General features: G+C 40.0%; 16 protein-coding genes. 7 read left to right on the top strand and 9 right to left on the bottom strand.

What is annotated here, in order from left to right:
• Positions 1-55: 55 nt before the first annotated feature.
• Together ACXAFE_RS20445 and ACXAFE_RS20440 are read left to right on the top strand one after the other, a co-directional pair.
• Positions 56-868: a sulfite exporter TauE/SafE family protein gene (locus tag ACXAFE_RS20445; protein ID WP_475157273.1), complete on the top strand. Its 813-nt coding sequence runs from the start codon at positions 56-58 to the stop codon at positions 866-868.
• Positions 869-1055: 187 nt separating this feature from the next.
• On the top strand, positions 1056-2354 hold the full coding sequence (locus tag ACXAFE_RS20440) for a DEAD/DEAH box helicase (RefSeq protein WP_475157268.1): 1299 nt from the start codon (positions 1056-1058) through the stop codon (positions 2352-2354).
• Between the two features lie 99 nt (positions 2355-2453).
• Here the strand turns inward: ACXAFE_RS20440 and ACXAFE_RS20435 are convergent, their stop codons facing one another.
• The 7 genes from ACXAFE_RS20435 to ACXAFE_RS20405 all read right to left on the bottom strand — a co-directional run bounded on the left by ACXAFE_RS20435 (position 2454) and on the right by ACXAFE_RS20405 (position 10807).
• Positions 2454-3179: a HugZ family pyridoxamine 5'-phosphate oxidase gene (locus tag ACXAFE_RS20435; RefSeq protein ID WP_475157266.1), complete on the bottom strand. Its 726-nt coding sequence runs from the start codon at positions 3177-3179 to the stop codon at positions 2454-2456.
• Positions 3157-3975 (bottom strand): heme ABC transporter ATP-binding protein, encoded by an 819-nt coding sequence (locus ACXAFE_RS20430; protein WP_475157263.1) that lies wholly within the window; start codon positions 3973-3975, stop codon positions 3157-3159. Before ACXAFE_RS20430 ends, ACXAFE_RS20435 begins: the two co-directional genes overlap by 23 nt.
• On the bottom strand, positions 3968-5020 hold the full coding sequence (locus tag ACXAFE_RS20425) for a FecCD family ABC transporter permease (protein WP_475157261.1): 1053 nt from the start codon (positions 5018-5020) through the stop codon (positions 3968-3970). Before ACXAFE_RS20425 ends, ACXAFE_RS20430 begins: the two co-directional genes overlap by 8 nt.
• 3 nt (positions 5021-5023) lie before the next feature.
• Positions 5024-5836: a heme/hemin ABC transporter substrate-binding protein gene (locus ACXAFE_RS20420; RefSeq protein ID WP_475157259.1), complete on the bottom strand. Its 813-nt coding sequence runs from the start codon at positions 5834-5836 to the stop codon at positions 5024-5026.
• Between the two features lie 280 nt (positions 5837-6116).
• Entirely contained in the window at positions 6117-8300 is a 2184-nt protein-coding gene (locus ACXAFE_RS20415; RefSeq protein ID WP_475157256.1) for a TonB-dependent hemoglobin/transferrin/lactoferrin family receptor, read from the bottom strand.
• A gap of 716 nt (positions 8301-9016) precedes the next feature.
• Positions 9017-9358 carry a DUF6172 family protein gene (locus ACXAFE_RS20410; protein ID WP_475157254.1) on the bottom strand — a complete coding sequence of 114 codons (342 nt, stop codon included), beginning with the start codon at positions 9356-9358 and terminating at the stop codon, positions 9017-9019.
• 213 nt (positions 9359-9571) lie between these two features.
• Positions 9572-10807 carry an FG-GAP repeat protein gene (locus ACXAFE_RS20405; protein WP_475157252.1) on the bottom strand — a complete coding sequence of 412 codons (1236 nt, stop codon included), beginning with the start codon at positions 10805-10807 and terminating at the stop codon, positions 9572-9574.
• A gap of 447 nt (positions 10808-11254) precedes the next feature.
• On the opposite strand from ACXAFE_RS20405, the gene ACXAFE_RS20400 reads away from it, so the two are divergent.
• Positions 11255-12430: an acyltransferase family protein gene (locus ACXAFE_RS20400; RefSeq protein WP_475157249.1), complete on the top strand. Its 1176-nt coding sequence runs from the start codon at positions 11255-11257 to the stop codon at positions 12428-12430.
• 116 nt (positions 12431-12546) lie between these two features.
• Here the strand turns inward: ACXAFE_RS20400 and ACXAFE_RS20395 are convergent, their stop codons facing one another.
• The gene (locus ACXAFE_RS20395) at positions 12547-13092 is read right to left on the bottom strand and encodes a DUF3750 domain-containing protein (RefSeq protein WP_475157247.1); all 546 of its coding nucleotides are present in this window, start codon (positions 13090-13092) and stop codon (positions 12547-12549) included.
• Between the two features lie 238 nt (positions 13093-13330).
• Between ACXAFE_RS20395 and ACXAFE_RS20390 the strand changes: the two genes are divergently transcribed.
• From ACXAFE_RS20390 to ACXAFE_RS20380, 3 genes are all read left to right on the top strand, one after another.
• Positions 13331-13471, top strand: a complete 141-nt coding sequence (locus ACXAFE_RS20390; RefSeq protein ID WP_158683525.1) for a hypothetical protein — start codon at positions 13331-13333, stop codon at positions 13469-13471.
• Between the two features lie 25 nt (positions 13472-13496).
• Positions 13497-13637 carry a hypothetical protein gene (locus ACXAFE_RS20385; protein ID WP_475157244.1) on the top strand — a complete coding sequence of 47 codons (141 nt, stop codon included), beginning with the start codon at positions 13497-13499 and terminating at the stop codon, positions 13635-13637.
• A 217-nt stretch (positions 13638-13854) separates the two neighbouring features.
• Positions 13855-14022 (top strand): DUF418 domain-containing protein, encoded by a 168-nt coding sequence (locus tag ACXAFE_RS20380; protein ID WP_475157242.1) that lies wholly within the window; start codon positions 13855-13857, stop codon positions 14020-14022.
• A 176-nt stretch (positions 14023-14198) separates the two neighbouring features.
• On the opposite strand, the gene ACXAFE_RS20375 is transcribed toward ACXAFE_RS20380, so the two are convergent.
• Positions 14199-14630, bottom strand: coding sequence for an acyl-CoA thioesterase (locus tag ACXAFE_RS20375; protein ID WP_054979611.1), 432 nt, complete (start codon positions 14628-14630; stop codon positions 14199-14201).
• A gap of 342 nt (positions 14631-14972) precedes the next feature.
• Here ACXAFE_RS20375 and ACXAFE_RS20370 point away from each other — a divergent pair, with 342 nt between their 5' ends.
• Positions 14973-17315: a hypothetical protein gene (locus ACXAFE_RS20370; protein ID WP_475157238.1), complete on the top strand. Its 2343-nt coding sequence runs from the start codon at positions 14973-14975 to the stop codon at positions 17313-17315.
• The last annotated feature ends 42 nt before the right edge of the window (positions 17316-17357 follow it).

Raw genomic sequence — 17357 nt, 5'->3', positions numbered from 1 at the left:
AGTTTCTGCTCCAACGCCAGCGACGACAAATCAACTATAAAAACGAGGCGATGGAATGAGTGAACTAATCGAACTATTTGTTTATTGTGCAGTATTAGGCTGTGGCGTTGGCTTTCTTGCAGGCTTACTGGGAATTGGCGGCGGCTTAGTGATTGTGCCAATTTTAAGTATGATTTTGTTGCACTTTGCCGTGCTGCCAGAAGAACAAATTGTGATCACCGCAGTTGCCACATCCCTTGCATCTATTTTGTTTACATCAACCTCCTCTGCTATTGCCCATCATAAAAATGGCAATGTGCCTTGGCAGCTAGCGCCTTGGATTATGACAGGCGTTGCATTAGGTGCGTTACTAAGCGGCTTTATGGCTGCAATGCTACCAGAAAAGGCCGTACGTTTGGTATTCGTTGTCAGCGTTGTATTTATTGCCATAAAAATGATGTTTTTTGGTAACACTCAAACTGATGACACAGCACGTAAGCTGCCTAATAAAGGGCTACTCACTGTGCTTACCACACTTACTGGCGGCTTATCAGCAATGATTGGTATAGGTGGTGGCGCTGTACTTGTGCCGCTACTGACATTTTTTTCAGTGAATATGAAAAAAGCGATTGGCTGCGCGTCAGCCTGTGGCATTGTAATCGCACTGTTTGGCTCGGTTGGCTATATTGTGTCGGGTAGTGAACAGCTTAGTTTATCGCAAGGTTTCGCCGGCTTTGTTTATTTGCCTGCACTATTTGGCATTGTATGTACTTCGTGGTTTACCGCCCCGCTTGGCGCTAAAGCAACCCACCACTTGCCCGTTAGCATTATTAAAAAGATTTTTGCCGTGCTTTTAGTGATAATGGCGGCAAACATGTTGCTACGTTAAGCTTAAACACTCAGGCTATTTATTCTCGCGCAGTTAAACATTGCGCGAGCATTTCATTTATACACTCCATTCTCAAAATTACTAAAATGCCAAAAGGTGATAGAATATAGCTCGCGATGAAGTGTGCTTATTGCTTAGCTTCTTAATATGCACCCTTTTCTTATTCATTCTTTTGAGAACACATTACATGAGTTTTAAAACCCTTGGTCTTAACAACGCACTTCTAACCGCAATTGCAGAGCAAGGTTACGATAAGCCTTCAGCCATTCAACGTGAAGCAATTCCAACTATTTTAAAACGCCAAGATGTAATAGCCATTGCCCAAACAGGTACCGGAAAAACGGCCGGATTTGTTCTTCCGGTATTGCAATTAATTACCAAAAAAACAACAAAAAAAAATGTACAAGCGTTAATAATTGCGCCTACCCGCGAGCTCGCTGCACAAGTAGCCACCAGTGTGAGCAATTACAGCGCACACTTAAATGTAAGTTCATTGGCGGTGTTCGGTGGTGTGCGAATTGAGCCGCAAATAGCCGCACTTGAGCAAGGCGTTGATGTGTTAATCGCAACGCCCGGGCGCTTGCGCGATTTACATCAACAAAACGCCGTTTGTTTTGACCAATTACACACCCTAGTGCTTGATGAAGCCGACCGCATGCTGGACTTGGGCTTTATTGATGACATAAAAAAAATCAGTGAATTATTACCGAATAAACGCCAAACGTTAATGTTTTCAGCAACCTTTACTGATCAGATTAAAACGCTTGCAAATACCATGTTACACAAGCCACAATTGATTGAAGTTGAAGCCGCCAATACAACGGTGGATAACATTAAGCAAACGCTTTATCACGTTGATAAAAATCAAAAAAGTAATGTGTTAATTCACTTATTGTCAAAACATAACTGGCAGCAAGTATTGGTTTTTAGCCGCACCAAACAAGGTGCCGATGCACTCGTAACAACATTAAAAGAAGCTGGCATAAGCGCGGAATCAATTCACGCTAATCGTACACAGCACGCCCGTACTGAGGCGCTTGCGGCATTTAAAAACAACGATATAAACGTACTCGTTGCTACCGACATTGCCGCACGTGGTATTGATATTAACCACCTACCTTGCGTAATTAACTACGATTTACCTTATGTGGCGGAAGATTATGTGCATCGCATTGGCCGCACCGGACGTGCTGGCAAAAAAGGCGTGTCTATTTCGTTATTTAGCAGCGATGAAAGCAAACAATTGAATGCCATTGAGCGCTTTATCAATCGTAAGTTTGAACAGCAGGTAGTCGCCGGGTTTATACCGAGTATTCAACGCGCCGAACAATTGTGGGGCGGGCAAGGCATTAGCAAGCCTAAAAAAGGCAAAACGGCAGGTAAAAAGTCCAAAACGAATCAGTTTGATGACGATGAATATGGCAATTTTGAACCTATGCCAGATACATCAAGTAAAAAGAAATCAAATAAACGTAAGCGCCGATAATATAATTTGCTAATTAAATTCGATGGACTAAACACTCAACCTGCTGCGCCTCTATAAGAATGAGGTAATCAAACTCATAGAGGACACAGTATCAGTGAATCATGAAACTGCCGAACGAGCTGCTTGGGTTAGCGAAACTAACTGTTTTCTCGCGTCGGATTTTTCAGTGCAAATAATAGTAAAAGGAATGAAGTAGTTACGTTCATTGCTATATAAATAGCAACCCGTGCTTAAGATATCTGACATAATCACATTTTCATCGTCAACATTAGTATGCTGCTTTAGGATAAGCTGCATCGCATCTTGATGGTCTTCATTCATATGCGAAATCATGCCTTGTGCTTCAGCAGCTGTCCATGGTGCATCTTCTGTGATCCACTCAGCTTGCTCTAACCAAAAGATTTTACCAAATCCGGCAATATACCTGACTCGTTTTACGTCAACTTGCCAGATGTTAAAGTCATGCGCTGAGGCATAAGATTCCGCCTCAGGATAAAGCTTTACATAACGATTGAGTATCTCTTCATGCTTATCACCTTCTACAATACTCGCATCGCCAACAAGTGTAATGCGCGCATTTTCATTTTGGTCACCAGACTCAGCTTGATTATAGATAGTTAGACTGAGTTTGTTATCTTCATGTAGGTTACGCGCATGCTGTGCTATATCACTGATGTACATATACACCTTGCCATCGCTATCGAGCATATATGGCGTGACAGAGCCAAATGGATAACCAGCCATATTCTTTGAAATAGTTGATACGACAGCTACGTGAGATTTGCTCACCTGCAATTTTGCATTAGCTAATGCTTCTTGTCTCATAGGATAAATCCTTAGGTTCTGAGAATATCATTTGATAATCATAGGTTGGGTGTTGAGTCACATGCATGCTGGTTTGATACACGGCTTCTAAATTGTGACGGGTTAAAACTTGTTCAGGGCTGCCAAAAGCGTGCAACTTACCATCATGAAGAAGCAACACTTTATCGGCATACAAAGAGGCCAAATTTAAATCGTGAATTGCTACAACAGCACTGTTTTGTTGATTGCAGTATTGTTTAACCAACTGTAATAGGCGGTGTTGATGGCGTAAATCTAATGCCGAGGTCGGTTCGTCTAACAACATTAAACCACGATTTAAATTCGTATCTGTTTTAGCAAAAGCGTCTAATTGTGCTAGGCATTTTGCAAAGTAAACGCGTTGCAATTCTCCGCCCGATAATTGTTGAGTTGTTCGACCTAACAACCCCTCCAATTCAAGCAATTGAATATACTCGTTAACACGTTTATGGCTCTGCGTTCTTGGCTCACTTAATAGATGTCGTCCCATTCTAATGAGCTCGGGTATACCAAATGCAAAAGCATTATTATGATGTTGCGTTAACACTGCTCGCTTCGTTGCAAGCTCAAACTCATCCCATTGCTTAAGGTTTTTATCTAGTAAACAGATTTCCCCTAAATACGGCAAACTACCGGCAATGGCATGCAATAAAGTCGACTTACCTGCACCATTTTCACCAACTAACGCTACGAGTTGCCCTGGTTCAATTTGGCAGTTAATGTCAGAAAAAATAGTTCTGTGCCCACGCTTTACCGAAACCTGTTGGAGTTTAAGCACGGTCACCTCCTAAATTTTGGCGGCGTAATAAATAGACAAATAACGGCGCACCAATCAGTGCAGTGATAATGCCAATAGGAAGCTCAGCGGGTGCAACGACTATTTTCGCTAACCAATCCGAAAATAACAGCACAACGCCACCTAACAATGCACAAACTCCAAGCATTTGTTGCAAGTTTGCACCCACTAATAAACGTGTAATGTGCGGAACGACTAAACCAATAAAACCAATCATGCCAGACAAGGCTACAACCGAACCAATGCCTAATGCGACAAGGATAATGACTTGAGATTTTAGCCGCTTTATATTCACTCCCATATAACGGGCTTCTGCTTCTCCCAACAACATCATGTTAAGTTCTTTTCTTTTAAGGTACAGGCCAACAAAACTAATAATGATTAACGGTAACGCTAACGTCATGCCTGACCAACCAGCACCTCCTAGCGAGCCCATAGTCCAATAGTTTATTAATCGAAGCGAACTGTCATCAGCATAGAAGCTAAACAAACCAATAAGCGCAAATGCTAAAGCATTGAAAGCCACACCGATTAAAATCAACGAAGTTACATTTATTTCGTTGTTATGTTTAGAAAACTGATAAACCGTCATCGTTACAATAAGCGCACCTAAAAAAGCGGCATACGGTAAATAAAATTCAGGGTTAAAGCCGAATTTAGGAGCCAAAGCAATAACACCAACGGCCATCACTGCGGCGCCACCACTGATGCCAATGATCGACGGATCTGCAAGTGGATTACGACATAACGCTTGGGTAGCAGCACCAGTTTGTGCGAGCACCGCACCTACAATAATCGCTAGGATAAATCTTGGTAGTCGGATTTGTGTCACTACATTGATTTGTAGATCAGAAAACTGGTTAAAGTACTCTGGAAATAACCAAGCAACTGATAGTCGCCAATCCCAACCAGCAGGGCCATAACCAAGCGAGATAACGGCAAAAAGCAGCAAAAGAAATGAAAAACCCAGTATAAACTGCTTTTTTTGCTGACTTTGAGCTGCAAAAAATGAATCTGTTGTAATCATCGTTTACTCAGCAATGAATGATTCAATTTCTTTAAGTGCCGTTGCAATTCGTGGCGTAATTCCTAGCGCCAGTAAGCTATCCATAACCAATAAATTACATTCTTGCGCTGCTTTTAATAACGCTAGCTGAGACTGTTTACAAAACGCTTTTTTTCCACCCATACCATGTACAACGTGGGCTGGCGCAATAATAAAATCGGGTTGCATTACAGCAAGTGATTCTAGGCCTATACCCTTATAGCCTTCATGTTTAGCCACATTCTCAATGCCTAAATAATCAAAATAAAGAGCTGGCACAGTTTGGGTACCTGCAGCAATTAAGCCTCGCTCGCCTGCTGAAAGTAAAAATAACGCGTTACCTTGCTTAGCGGTAACTTTTTCAGGCAAGCTAGTTTTTATTTCAGAAATTAACTGCTTTGCACGCTGACGTTTATTTAAATCTTGGCCTAGTTTTTCTATCAATCGAAACAAGCCTTCAACTGTCACCGTTTTTTCATAGTAATTTACTTGTACGCCTGCAGCTTCAATTTTTTTTAAGGCGGCATCGCGACCACTGCCCTCTTGCGCAATTAACCGAGTTAACCCCGTGGATAAAACACCTTCAGCGGCCAAATCTCTGTAGTAACCGACAGATGGCAACTCGCTAACCTTTGCTGGATACAAAGACGATTGATCAACAGCCACTACTTGATCACCTGCGCCAAGTGCAAACACAAGCTCTGTTAATGTACCGCCAGCAACAACCAGTTTTTCACTCTCTTTTGTTATAGCTTGCGAGCACATCAGCAAAGTAAATAAAATAAATAATCTCAACATCTTTTAAAGACCTATTAGCTTCAATCACTGACATTATACACAATTAAACAATAATCATAATCATTTAGCTTAATGTTAACTGTAAAGATTTCGTAAATTTTTTAATTTAACAACTTAAAAACGGCTATGCTTTGAATTTTATATTTACAATTAACATTAAAAATCAACAAGCTAGTTCATTACCTTTGTTGTTTTCTATAAGCAATTACCATCAAGATAACTGCAAAGAAAAAGGCCGATACTCAGTATCGGCCTTAACGAAAACACAGGGAGGTTTATGTTAGAAGTTGTATTTTGCAGTTAAACTAAAGCTACGTTTTGGTTCTGCATATTGATCCATATCCGAACCTGGCGCTAAACCACTAATTGTACCCCAACGGTACCATTTTTTGTCTGTTAAGTTATATACACCAGCTCTAAGCGTTAGCTCATCTGTTACATTAATGTATGCCGTCAAATCAATAATAGATGCTGAGCTTGGCGTTACCTGCGTATCTTGCTCAAAGTCTGCTGCATCAGCACCACTGTAATGTTTAAGGCGTAAGCTAGTTCCCCAGAAGTTTGATGGATTTTCATAATTTAAGCTTAAGCTACCTGACCATGGCGCTACACTGTCAAGCGTATTGCCTTCACCATCTTCACCGTCAGCATATGAAACAGCGAGTGTTGCCCAAGTACCAGGCAAAATTGAATCGCCTTCAATGTTCGATGAAAATTCAACACCTTTGATCTCTGCTTCATCTAGGTTTTCACGATAGTAAATACCGTATGGGTAGCTTGGATCGGTAAAATCTGATGATGTATTAATAAAGTCTTTAAAGTCACTATAGAAAGTTGATACTTCAAAACTTGCTATCTCACCTGAATAGCGCACACCCAATTCATATGAATCACTAAATTCGGATTTTAAATCAGGATTTGGCTTATATTTATAACCAACACGGTCATTCGCATATGAATAGTAAAGCTGATTAAAGTCTGGGGCTTTAAAGCCTTGGCTATATTGACCAAAAATGCGTGTTTGTGCATTTAGCTTGTATACAGTGCCCAACTTAAACGTCACTTCTGAATCTGAAAATGCTTCGTATTCATTTGTTGGTGAAAAGCCTGTGTGTGGAATGTCACCTTGAGAAGGGTCCGCATTATATGGGTCTTGTTCAAACTTGTCGTAGCGCACACCCGGCGTTACTAGCAAATCACCATTCATAAAGCTTATTTCATCTAGGAAATAAACGCCTAAAGTATTCGCTTCTGAGTGTGGAATATAGAAATACAGTAATGATGAATCGCCGTAGCTACCATCAAGGTTTGAATCAAAGTGTGTGACATTGACGTTTTTATATTCAATATCACTGTATGTTACACCGTAAGCCATTTTATGCCCGATATCACCGGTTTTGATATCTTTATTAAACTGTGCATCAAACGTATAGCCCTCTTCTGAATATGAATAGTCCTTTAATTCACCGCGTGGCGTTGGTGTTGAACGACCAGGGCTTACATAACGATATGTTTGCGAGCTTTGTTCTTTTTCTTGCCAATCCAACTGGATAGCGGCGCTGTCTAGCAGTGGCGATTGAAATTGTGCTAAATAACGTAATCCGTAACGTAAACGTTCACTCGTGTCATTTGTATATTCATACTTTTCGTCTTGTTCATTTTCTGGATCTGACGTGTTTTTAGTTTCATTCCAGTCTAGTGAGAAACGAATTGAATCTGTATCGTTTATATTGTAGGTCGTTTTTACTAATACCGATTTTGGTTTGCTGTTCTCTTTATAAAGCTCTGAGTAATCTTCAACGCCATCAAAGTCTGCTGCAGAAAAACTCACGACTGAGTCAAAATCACCTGCCCTGTGCGCAAGCGCGTATGACTGACGAAAACCAGAAGTTGAAGAATCATATAAAAATTTAACGTGACCGCCAAACCCTTCTTCATTACCCAAAAAATCTGAAGCGTCTTTTGTTTGAAATAATACAAGACCACCAATTGCATCACTACCTTGGCTTGTTGATGCAGGGCCGCGAGTAATTTCCACAGACTTAATCATATCAATATCTAAATCAATACGTGATGAAGCAATCAAGCTTTGACCACTTTCGAATTCAGCTGGCGCACTTACATTATCGACTTTAACCTTTACATAGTTGCCTTCAAGGCCACGAATACTAATACTTTTAATGCCATAACGCGCATCTTTAACAACGTCGACACCTGGTGTGTAATCAAGTAAATCACCAATATCTGTCGCTTGAATTGCTTCTACCTCTTCTGCATCAATAATTGTCACTGAGCCCGATACATCATCGATACCTTGTTCGATACGGCTACCTGATACCGTAATAGTTTCGCGATCTTTTTTACGTGTTACTTGATCGCCAGTTTCTGCGTATAAGGGCGTGCTGATAGCAAAGCTTAACGCGGTAAATACAGCACTTGATACAAGTGATAATTTAGTATTCATGTTTATTTCCCAAACAGTTACATATTTAAAATTGTTTTACGAGCCATGCAAAAGAGAGCAGACCAAATTAACGGCAATACTAACGTTAATGATAATGATTTGCAATACTATACATTAAATTGCAATAATCATATGAGGCTAAATTCCACCTTTTTATTTTTGTGAATTTAATCAAAAAGCAAATTTTTTCGGCGATGATTCAAATTAACATTTTTTGATTTAGCTGAGTGTGTGGGTCTGGCAGTTACGTTTTGGCAATACAACTGAACATAGTATTGGTGTTACAATTCTATCTCAAATTTTATTTAAAAATTTAAACTAACTACTTTCAATTCGGGATAACAACATACTTTCAATCAGCTGCTTTTACTTCATAAAAACTGCTATGTGCAAGCGATTTCATACTTAAAAACGTATCATACTACCAAACATAAACAGTATTTAATTTATAACACAAATTTAACTTAAGCGACTGAAATATAAATACAAAGCTCAAAAATCCACTTAGCAAATTCAAACTTATAACCAAGTATCGTTGATGAGATTTCATAAATTATTGAAACGAGAAGGGAGGCCTAATTCATACACTTTGCAGACTCATAATGAAGCCTCTAAATATGCAAAAAAATACGCCATTTACTTATAAGCGAGTGGCGTATTTTGTATGACTAGCTTAATGTTTTTAGCCACTAAGCGAAGTTGCTTAGCTGAAGTACTTAGTCTTCGTCATCCATATCAAATTCATCATCATGATCAAAATCGTCATCTTGTTCAATGCGAGATTGTCTTGCAGCTGGTTTTGCTAAAATCTCAACGTAGAACGACGTTAGATTTTCAACTTGGGTTTGGTCAATTAGCTTATTAATTTGCGATAAGTGAACTGGCTTGGCTTCAGCTTCTGTGTTGCCAAATTGACAATCAAAATCCCAATAATCCGCGCCAGTTGGTAGCTTTTTATTGCGCTCACGCTTGATGTATTTTTTAATTTCATGCTTAACCGCATCTACACGTCGTGCTAACTTTATTTTTGGGTGCGTTAATTCAAATGTTTTTTTCATGATTGCCTTCAGACAGAAATATTCTGCAATGCTTTGCCTACAAAATATATGGGTGTATTTATAAAGTGCGACAAACCTGCACCTATAAACAAAGATTATGGCGCATTTTACGTTAATTTAAATGCGGTGGCATTAACTAAGCTAAATTTACAGTAAAAAAGTGCCCTATTCCCAATAATTGAACGCAACTTAAATCGCCTTGCTGGCATTGTTTTACGGTTTAGTTATTTGCAATGTGTGAACGTACGCAGCGCCCGATTGCTCGCCGCTATCATCGCGATTAGGCGTTGCAATAACGGCATGTTTATTTGACATTGCAATGTTCCAACCGAATTTATCGTGAGGAGCAGCGTTTTCCGCCACTATTTTCGATGAATATTGCCATGTATCGCCGACTTTGTAGAAAACGTAAACTGCACCGGCATTTTCACCACTGGCATCATGGTGCATTGCGCTAACAAGTGCAGTGTTACCTTGTAATGCGACGCCTCGGCCAAATCTATCATCGGCTTTTAAATCGGGCGAGCGTAATTTTTGATGCTGGTGCCATTTGCCATTTTTTCGAACGAAAATATACGCAGAGCCAGCGTCTTTGCCAACTTCCTCGATGTCATCGCGACGCGCAGAAATAAGCGCGGTATCGCCTGATATTGCAACACGCACACCGAAAATATCAGTATCGCCGCCATCTGATGCCACTAATTTAGCCTGTTGTTGCCATGACGTACCATTTAACTCAAACACATAAACAGCGCCGGCATTGTTATTTTGCTGATCATTTAGATCTGCGCCCACAAGCACTGTATTACCATCAATTGCAAGGCTAATACCAAATAGGTCACCCGCTGCGCCATCTCTTGCCGTTAGTTTTACCTGATATTGCCATGCATTATTAACGCGTTGATAAACGTATACCGCACCCGCATCTTTGGCGATGGCATCACTTTTTGGTGCGCCGATAACTAATATTTTTTCTGTGAGCGCAATACTTTGCCCAAACGAGTCTCCAGGCTTTGCATCAAATGCACTCAGCACTTGTGTTTGCTGCCAGTTCTTAGATGCGCGCTCGAAGCTTATTACGGCGCCTGCATTTTTGGCTTTATCGCTTCGTCCAATGGCTCCCAAAAGCGCCATATTGCCTTTTAATGCAACCTTACCGCCCATAGTATCGTTGGAAAACGCAGGGCTTGCAATCAGCTTTTGTTGAAACTGCCAACCATTAGAATTCAGTGAATAAAGATATCCAGCACCACTATCTTGCGCGTTTTTACTGTCAGCCTTATGTGCGCCGACTAAAATGGTGTTGCCATCAATCGCCACGCCATAAGCAAAATTATCACCTTGTTTGCCGTCATGCGCGAGCAATTGCTGCTGGTCAGCATGTACATAACCCGCCATTACCGTAACTAAGAAACTTAATCCGAATTTTACCTTATGACTAACGCGCATAAATGTTCCTAATAGTTAGAGCGTGTTGCCCTTTACTTTAAATGCTCTTAGTTTTAATTACGTGCTTGGTATTGTAAGAAATTATTTATTTTTAACTAAAACTAACCCAATAACAAACACCTTAATAAGCGCCAGTCCCTTGTCGTACTTATTGTGTTGAAAAGCGGCAGTAATGTGGTAATCGCCTTAATCTAACACTTAGATTTTATTGCTTTTATTGGTAGTATTAACGCGTATACATCATGCAGGGATGACCGTGTATTTCACTCATTGGGCGAATTGATAACGAGCGAAGTCACTAAACTTCTCTTAGACTGCGTTACTCGCAACGCTCAACTATATAAGCCAAAAACTCAAAGGTTAATGGCGATAACAACGGCACCTTTGTTGAGAGAGATTCTCGGTTTTAATTATTTATTCACAGGCTAACGTTTTAAGGAAGAACGAATGCACACTCAAAGCCGCTTTCATTATATAGATAACCTGCGTTGTATCGCGCTATTGCTCGGTATTGCCTTTCATGCAGCGCTAGCGTATGGTCCTTACTTTCGAAATGTGTGGTTTACCGCCGACACGACTAATCATGTGTTATTTGACTACTTTGCTAATTGGTCTCATTTATTTCGAATGCCGTTGTTCTTTGTTATCGCTGGTTTTTGCGCCGCGTTACTGATCAATAAACGCGGTAGTCGTCATTTTATAAAAAACCGCTTTAAACGGGTGTTACTGCCTTTTTTCATCTTTATTCCACTCGTATTTGGCTTTACATTTCACGCCATTACATGGGGATTGGACTTTGCAAAAACCACACCCGCCGTATATGTGGTATTTGAACAAGTAAAAGACCTGCCAATTTCGACAGGCCATTTATGGTTTTTGTGGAATTTAATGCAGTTTTGCGTGCTGTTTTGGTTACTGACTAAAAGTCAAAAGGCGTATAACTTAGTACTCTCGTGGGTTGTTAGGCCGCTGTTTTTGTGTGCTTTATTGCCAACAATAATAACAATATCAATGCTTAACGTGGCTGTGCCGTTCCCACCGCCAGATAAACTGTACCCAGAACTTTGGTCATTTGGCTTTTATGGCCTGCTATTTTTAGTGGGTGCAGGGCTTTTTGAGCATAAAGATAAAATTGCACAAATCGCAAAGCAATTTCACTGGTTGTTATTGTTAGCAACCATATCTACCGTTGGCTATTTTTATGTATTGCCGCCTGCATTCACCATCGAGCAAGTTATTGAAGCCGCTAAAACCGGCAGCTCAGCGCCCAAAGTGATTGCATTTGTACCTGTGATTACACAAACCATAGCCATTTTAAGCTTAACAGCGGTAAGTTTTATTGCAGGTTACAAGTGGTTAAATGTTGAAAACAGCACAAGTCGTTATTTGTCTGACGCGTCGTATTGGCTTTACCTAATTCATGTACCCGTTTTGTTATACATTCAGTTTGCGCTTATTAACCTAGCTATCCCGGCTTTGGTAAAATTTTTAGTATCCATTTCACTCACCATGATTATTGGACTAATCACCTATCATTTTCTTGTTAGAAACACAGCAATAGGTGTTTTGCTTAATGGCAAACGTATTCCGTTAACAAACAAAAGCGTGCAAGCAACAGCGTGAATAATGTTAAAAAAGCCAATTGAATCATTCAATTGGCTTTTTTATTACAATTTCGTTCAGATAAACGTGATAACTCACGCGGCTTTCAAATGCCGAGTTTCACACAAAAAAACGAGTTATTTTTCCACTTCAGTATCTGCGTAACCGCTGCCAATTGCACTAAATGGCATGTCTAGTTCAAGTTCTTCTACTTGTAAACCGAGCCATGCAGGAAACGTATTGCTGTTAGGGCCCGGTAACAAAGTATATTCGTTTGCCCATGGGTAACGCTCTGTTGCAGCTATAATTTCTGGGATCAACTTTTTCGCTTTATCGCCAGTAATTGATAGGATTTTCTCGGGTTTTGCACCGTACCAATAACGATCAGGTGTTGTAGTTGTGTACTTTTTAAGTGCTGGTAAGCCACGTTTTACACGCCAACCTACCACTTCATAGACGGTGTATTCTTTCGCATTTTCGGGCTTTATTGCGACCCAAGTATGCACCGCAAACCAGCCGCGCCAACTAAACGCATCGGCACCATAAAATTCAATAACCGCATCGTTAACTAGCGTTGGATTAGGTGCGATGCCCGCAGGCTCTCGGCTAGCTGTTCGCCAATTTGAATTACTACACCCGCTCAAAAAAGCGATAACAATAAATAATGTGATTAAACTGCGCATTGGATACCTCATTTTGTGTTCGATTCAATAATACGATCAACAAACCAGAATAGCTTGCAAAATACAGAGAAGTAACACGCTTAAATCACACTCTGCCTTGTTATTTCATCACCAATATTTTCCAAATATCACCTTATTTAACCACACATCACAAAGGGCAGGATAGCAGTGTCGATTCGCCTATTCTTTAACTCAAGCAAAACGCTTTACTCAAACAAAACTGAATAGGAAATATAATATGAACACGTCAAACGCAATCGAAATTTTAATGGCAGCTGGTTTAACAACATTTGTAGTTGCAGGTTTAGTAACAGCTGGTATGACAACAGCAATCGTAACAGGTGCAGCAATTGGCAGCGCTTATTTATTAACTAAATAACTGATTTAAATAAAGAGAAACCCAAATGAACAATGCAAACACAATAGATATGTTAATGGTCGCGTCACTAAGCACTTTTGTTATTGCAGGCTTAATTACAGCAGGTATGGCAAGTGCCATTGTAACTGGTGCAGCAATTGGCGGCATTTATATGCTAACAAAATAACCTTTAGGACAGCCTATGAAGCAAACCATAAAACTGTTTTACCATTATAAAAAACAATTAAAATAAGCCTTTCCAATATCACTGCGGAAAGGCTTTTTTGTTTAATTGGCTAATGTATTAAATTCATACACTATTTTGTCAATTAACTGCGTTGGCTTTAGCACATCGTCTTTCAATTCTTTATCCGGAGTGACCGGTAGCCCTTTTTGCTTACCACTTGGCCTTTCTAAATAAAAACGAGGCGTTACGGCATTTAGTTTTGAATGTTATACAGTCTCTATTGAGTAAATGGTGGCTATCACATTATAAATACGGGCCACTAGAATGGGCTTGGCGCTGCATTACTTATAAACAAAAAATGCCGTTTAGGCGGGTCACCTGCTAACTGCGTCTCAATCTAAAAATGTTTGCATCGTTTAATTTGCCAAGCACGAACTATTGAAAACACCGACAGCCACGAATACTTTGCTGAAAACACACCTAAGATAACAGTGTTGGGGTCTATTTTGACCCCTTTTACGTTTTAAAAATAACGCTTATTAAAAGCGAAAATTTGTTTAATTACTCGTCTTTTTCGTATTGTTTTAATACCGCTAACATGTCTTCTGAAATAGGTGATTTTTGCCCTGTTTTCATATTAAACATCACTACATTGGCATAGCCTGTAGTGCAAATAGCCTGTTGTGATTCACTAAACGCTTCATATCGCATAGTAAAACGGTCACTTTTAATATCAGTAATATACGAGCCAATATAGAGTGTATCTGGAAAGGTGACGGGTCGTTTGTACTGCGCGTAGGTATCGCGAAGCACTGGGCTGCTGGTAGGGTCCGACAACACTGAAAGTAGTCCAGTTTGTGTTAAAAAATCGATACGCGCGGTTTCGAAATATCGAAAATAAGACACATTGTTTACATGCCCTAATGCATCCATTTCACCCCATACAACGTTGATTTTAGTGTGAATTGGATACTTTTCGAAAAATTCCTGCATGATGATGTTGCCTTTATAGTTATTAGTATTTTGAGATTAACAACTCACTTATCGGACCACAAGTATTTAAGACTATTCGGTTTGGGTTTACACGGCGCCCATTCATTGGTCAAAAGCAATTTACAGTGCCGCAATATTAAACGGTGATTGAAGTATACTTAACTGAACAACTTGCTGTTGCACCAACTAAGCAATCCCTTGCTATTTAAGGCAACTTAATCAAATCCAATAAATAACCATTATTGTCATCAGTTAAATGCCTTTCGCCCCAGCACGCTTTTATTTTTTCAGGTATATAAGTACATTTGCGGGCTAGAGTTAATACTTTAAATAGGAACAAGGATGCGTGACGCAATTATTTTATTAACCATAATGCTTTTGGTCGGCTGCGGTGGATCATCAAGCAAAAAACCACCACCCGTTGTAAACAGTGCCCCTCAACTGACGCTTGAATCGGCATTTACTGCACAAAGCGGTGCAATACTTACCATTAAACACAAAGTTACTGATCCCGAAAACGATCCGGTTTCATTAACTTGGTCGAACGATATCAACCAAGTTGCGATCACGCAGTCAACACTTGCAACTACTAGTGTTCAATTACCAACTGTAACAACAGAAACCACTCTCACGTTAACTTTAACTGCGCGAGACGATAAAAATGCAACAAATAGTCAGGATATTACGGTCACAATAAAGCCTAAATCTGCGCAAGTAACGTTTGACTTGCTTGATGCATATTCTGCAAAAGAAAACTCATACTTTGAATTAACGACGCAAATCGAAGCGAATCATGTTATTTCAGACATTTCGTGGCAGCTAGATGAACCACTAAACGCAGATATAAATATACAAAATTCGCTAAATGGCACTCAGGCCACATCATCATTAATACTATTAACGCCCGATGTAACTCAAACACAATCATTCAACGCTATTATATCAGTTACCGCCAATGGTCAGCTCTCACAAAAACATACACGTATTACAGTCAATCCAGACTCCACAGACTTTTTGGCGATATCTCTTCCTGAGCGTTACGTTATTGATGAAGGCAAAGATGCCAACATAAGCGTGACGATAAACTCAAATGACAGCCAACCTGAAATTCAGTGGCGTTGGCACAATAGTGATATTGCGCTTACCGGTGACACATCAAAAACTGTATCGTTTAAAGCGCCTCAAGTTGATAGCGACCAAACACTCGTACTTGAAGTAAGCGTGACAAGCGCAAATCAAACACAAATTGCTGAAGTGCCGGTAACAATTAAAGATGTCACCGTTTATTCTAATATTAGCTTGGCAGCAAACCGTACATTGGCGGTAAAAGGACATGAAGTTTTTGTTGATGTAATAACAGAAAATCCAGAGCAAATTGCGAGCATTGATTGGACTGTAAACAACCTTACTGAGCAAAATTATAACGCCAAAGATCATCGCCTTAATATTACTGTGCCTGAGGTAAACAGTGGCTTTTTCATTGATTTAGAAGCACAGGCAACGTTCACTTTAACTAATGGCAACCAGCAAACCTTAACTCAATCTATTCGCGTATTAAACCACCATACATTAGATACCGAGCTTAACATTGGCCATAATGTCGACAGTCCATTGCCTGTATATAACGGCGAAACGGGTAATTTTACATTAAATGTATCAAACGCGTATGATTTAATAGATTCTGTTGCTATTGATGTACCGTTTACTACGATATCTTTTGCGACACAAAATGCAGACTTAGTTAATAACACGATTCAGCTGGCACTGCTCTCAAACAACATCACCACAGAAACAGAAACCACACTGCAAGTTACTGCGTTTGTGGGTGACTACCAAGTAAATGATTATTTTAAGCTAAGACTAAAACCATCTCATTTTACCATCTACACTGGGTTAACTGAGCAGTTTTACGCTGGCTCTCAAATAAAATTGTTCGACCAAATCTACTATGACGATACCTTACGCGAGGAAAAAGCACAGTGGCAAAGCAACACGCCGATTGGTGATATTGTGCAATCAGATAGTGGTGAATTTAGCTACGCAAGTTCATCGTCGTTTCACGGTGAAATCAACCTAAACGCATCATTTAATCAACATGAGTCAACAACGCAAAGCGATAAACTCATTAATATGTACCATACACAACGATTGGATAGGAACGATATTAGCTGCTCGGTTAGTGGCCGCAATACGCTGTGTATTTATGATGGCCGTACCATTAGGTTTACTCTCGATACCAGCATACACCGACAGCTAAAATTGAGTGACGAAGTTGCCTGCTTACTCACACAAAATAGTGATGTTGAATGTATTGGTAATACGGCAAATCCAATTGTAAACGAAATCCCCTCGCTATCGGGCGAAATTGAACGCCTAAATATGGTTGGGAATAACACGGCCTGCGTGCAATTTAAAAATGCTCAGTGGCAATGTTGGGGTCAAAACGCAACACAAGTTACCTCATTAACACATGATTTTTCTCATGTGTATGCGATTACACAACATAAGCAGAATACCTGCTTGGTAGCTGATGGCTTTTTAAATTGTTTTAATCAAGTTGGCGAGCAAAGCTTTAATGATTTAACGGGCTTTATTAAAGACATTGAGATTAAAAGCAGCGGCTTGTGTTACCAATACACACACCAAAAAACGTCTTCTTGGCAGTGCCCGAGTGAGCTAAAATAACCATTTTAAAAGCGGCTGAAATGCCGCTTTTTGTGTGTGTTT

The organism is Pseudoalteromonas sp. ABV4_021, assembly GCF_056159365.1.
The sequence above is the reverse complement of the archived record's forward strand: the minus strand, read 5'-3'. Positions and strand labels throughout refer to the sequence as shown.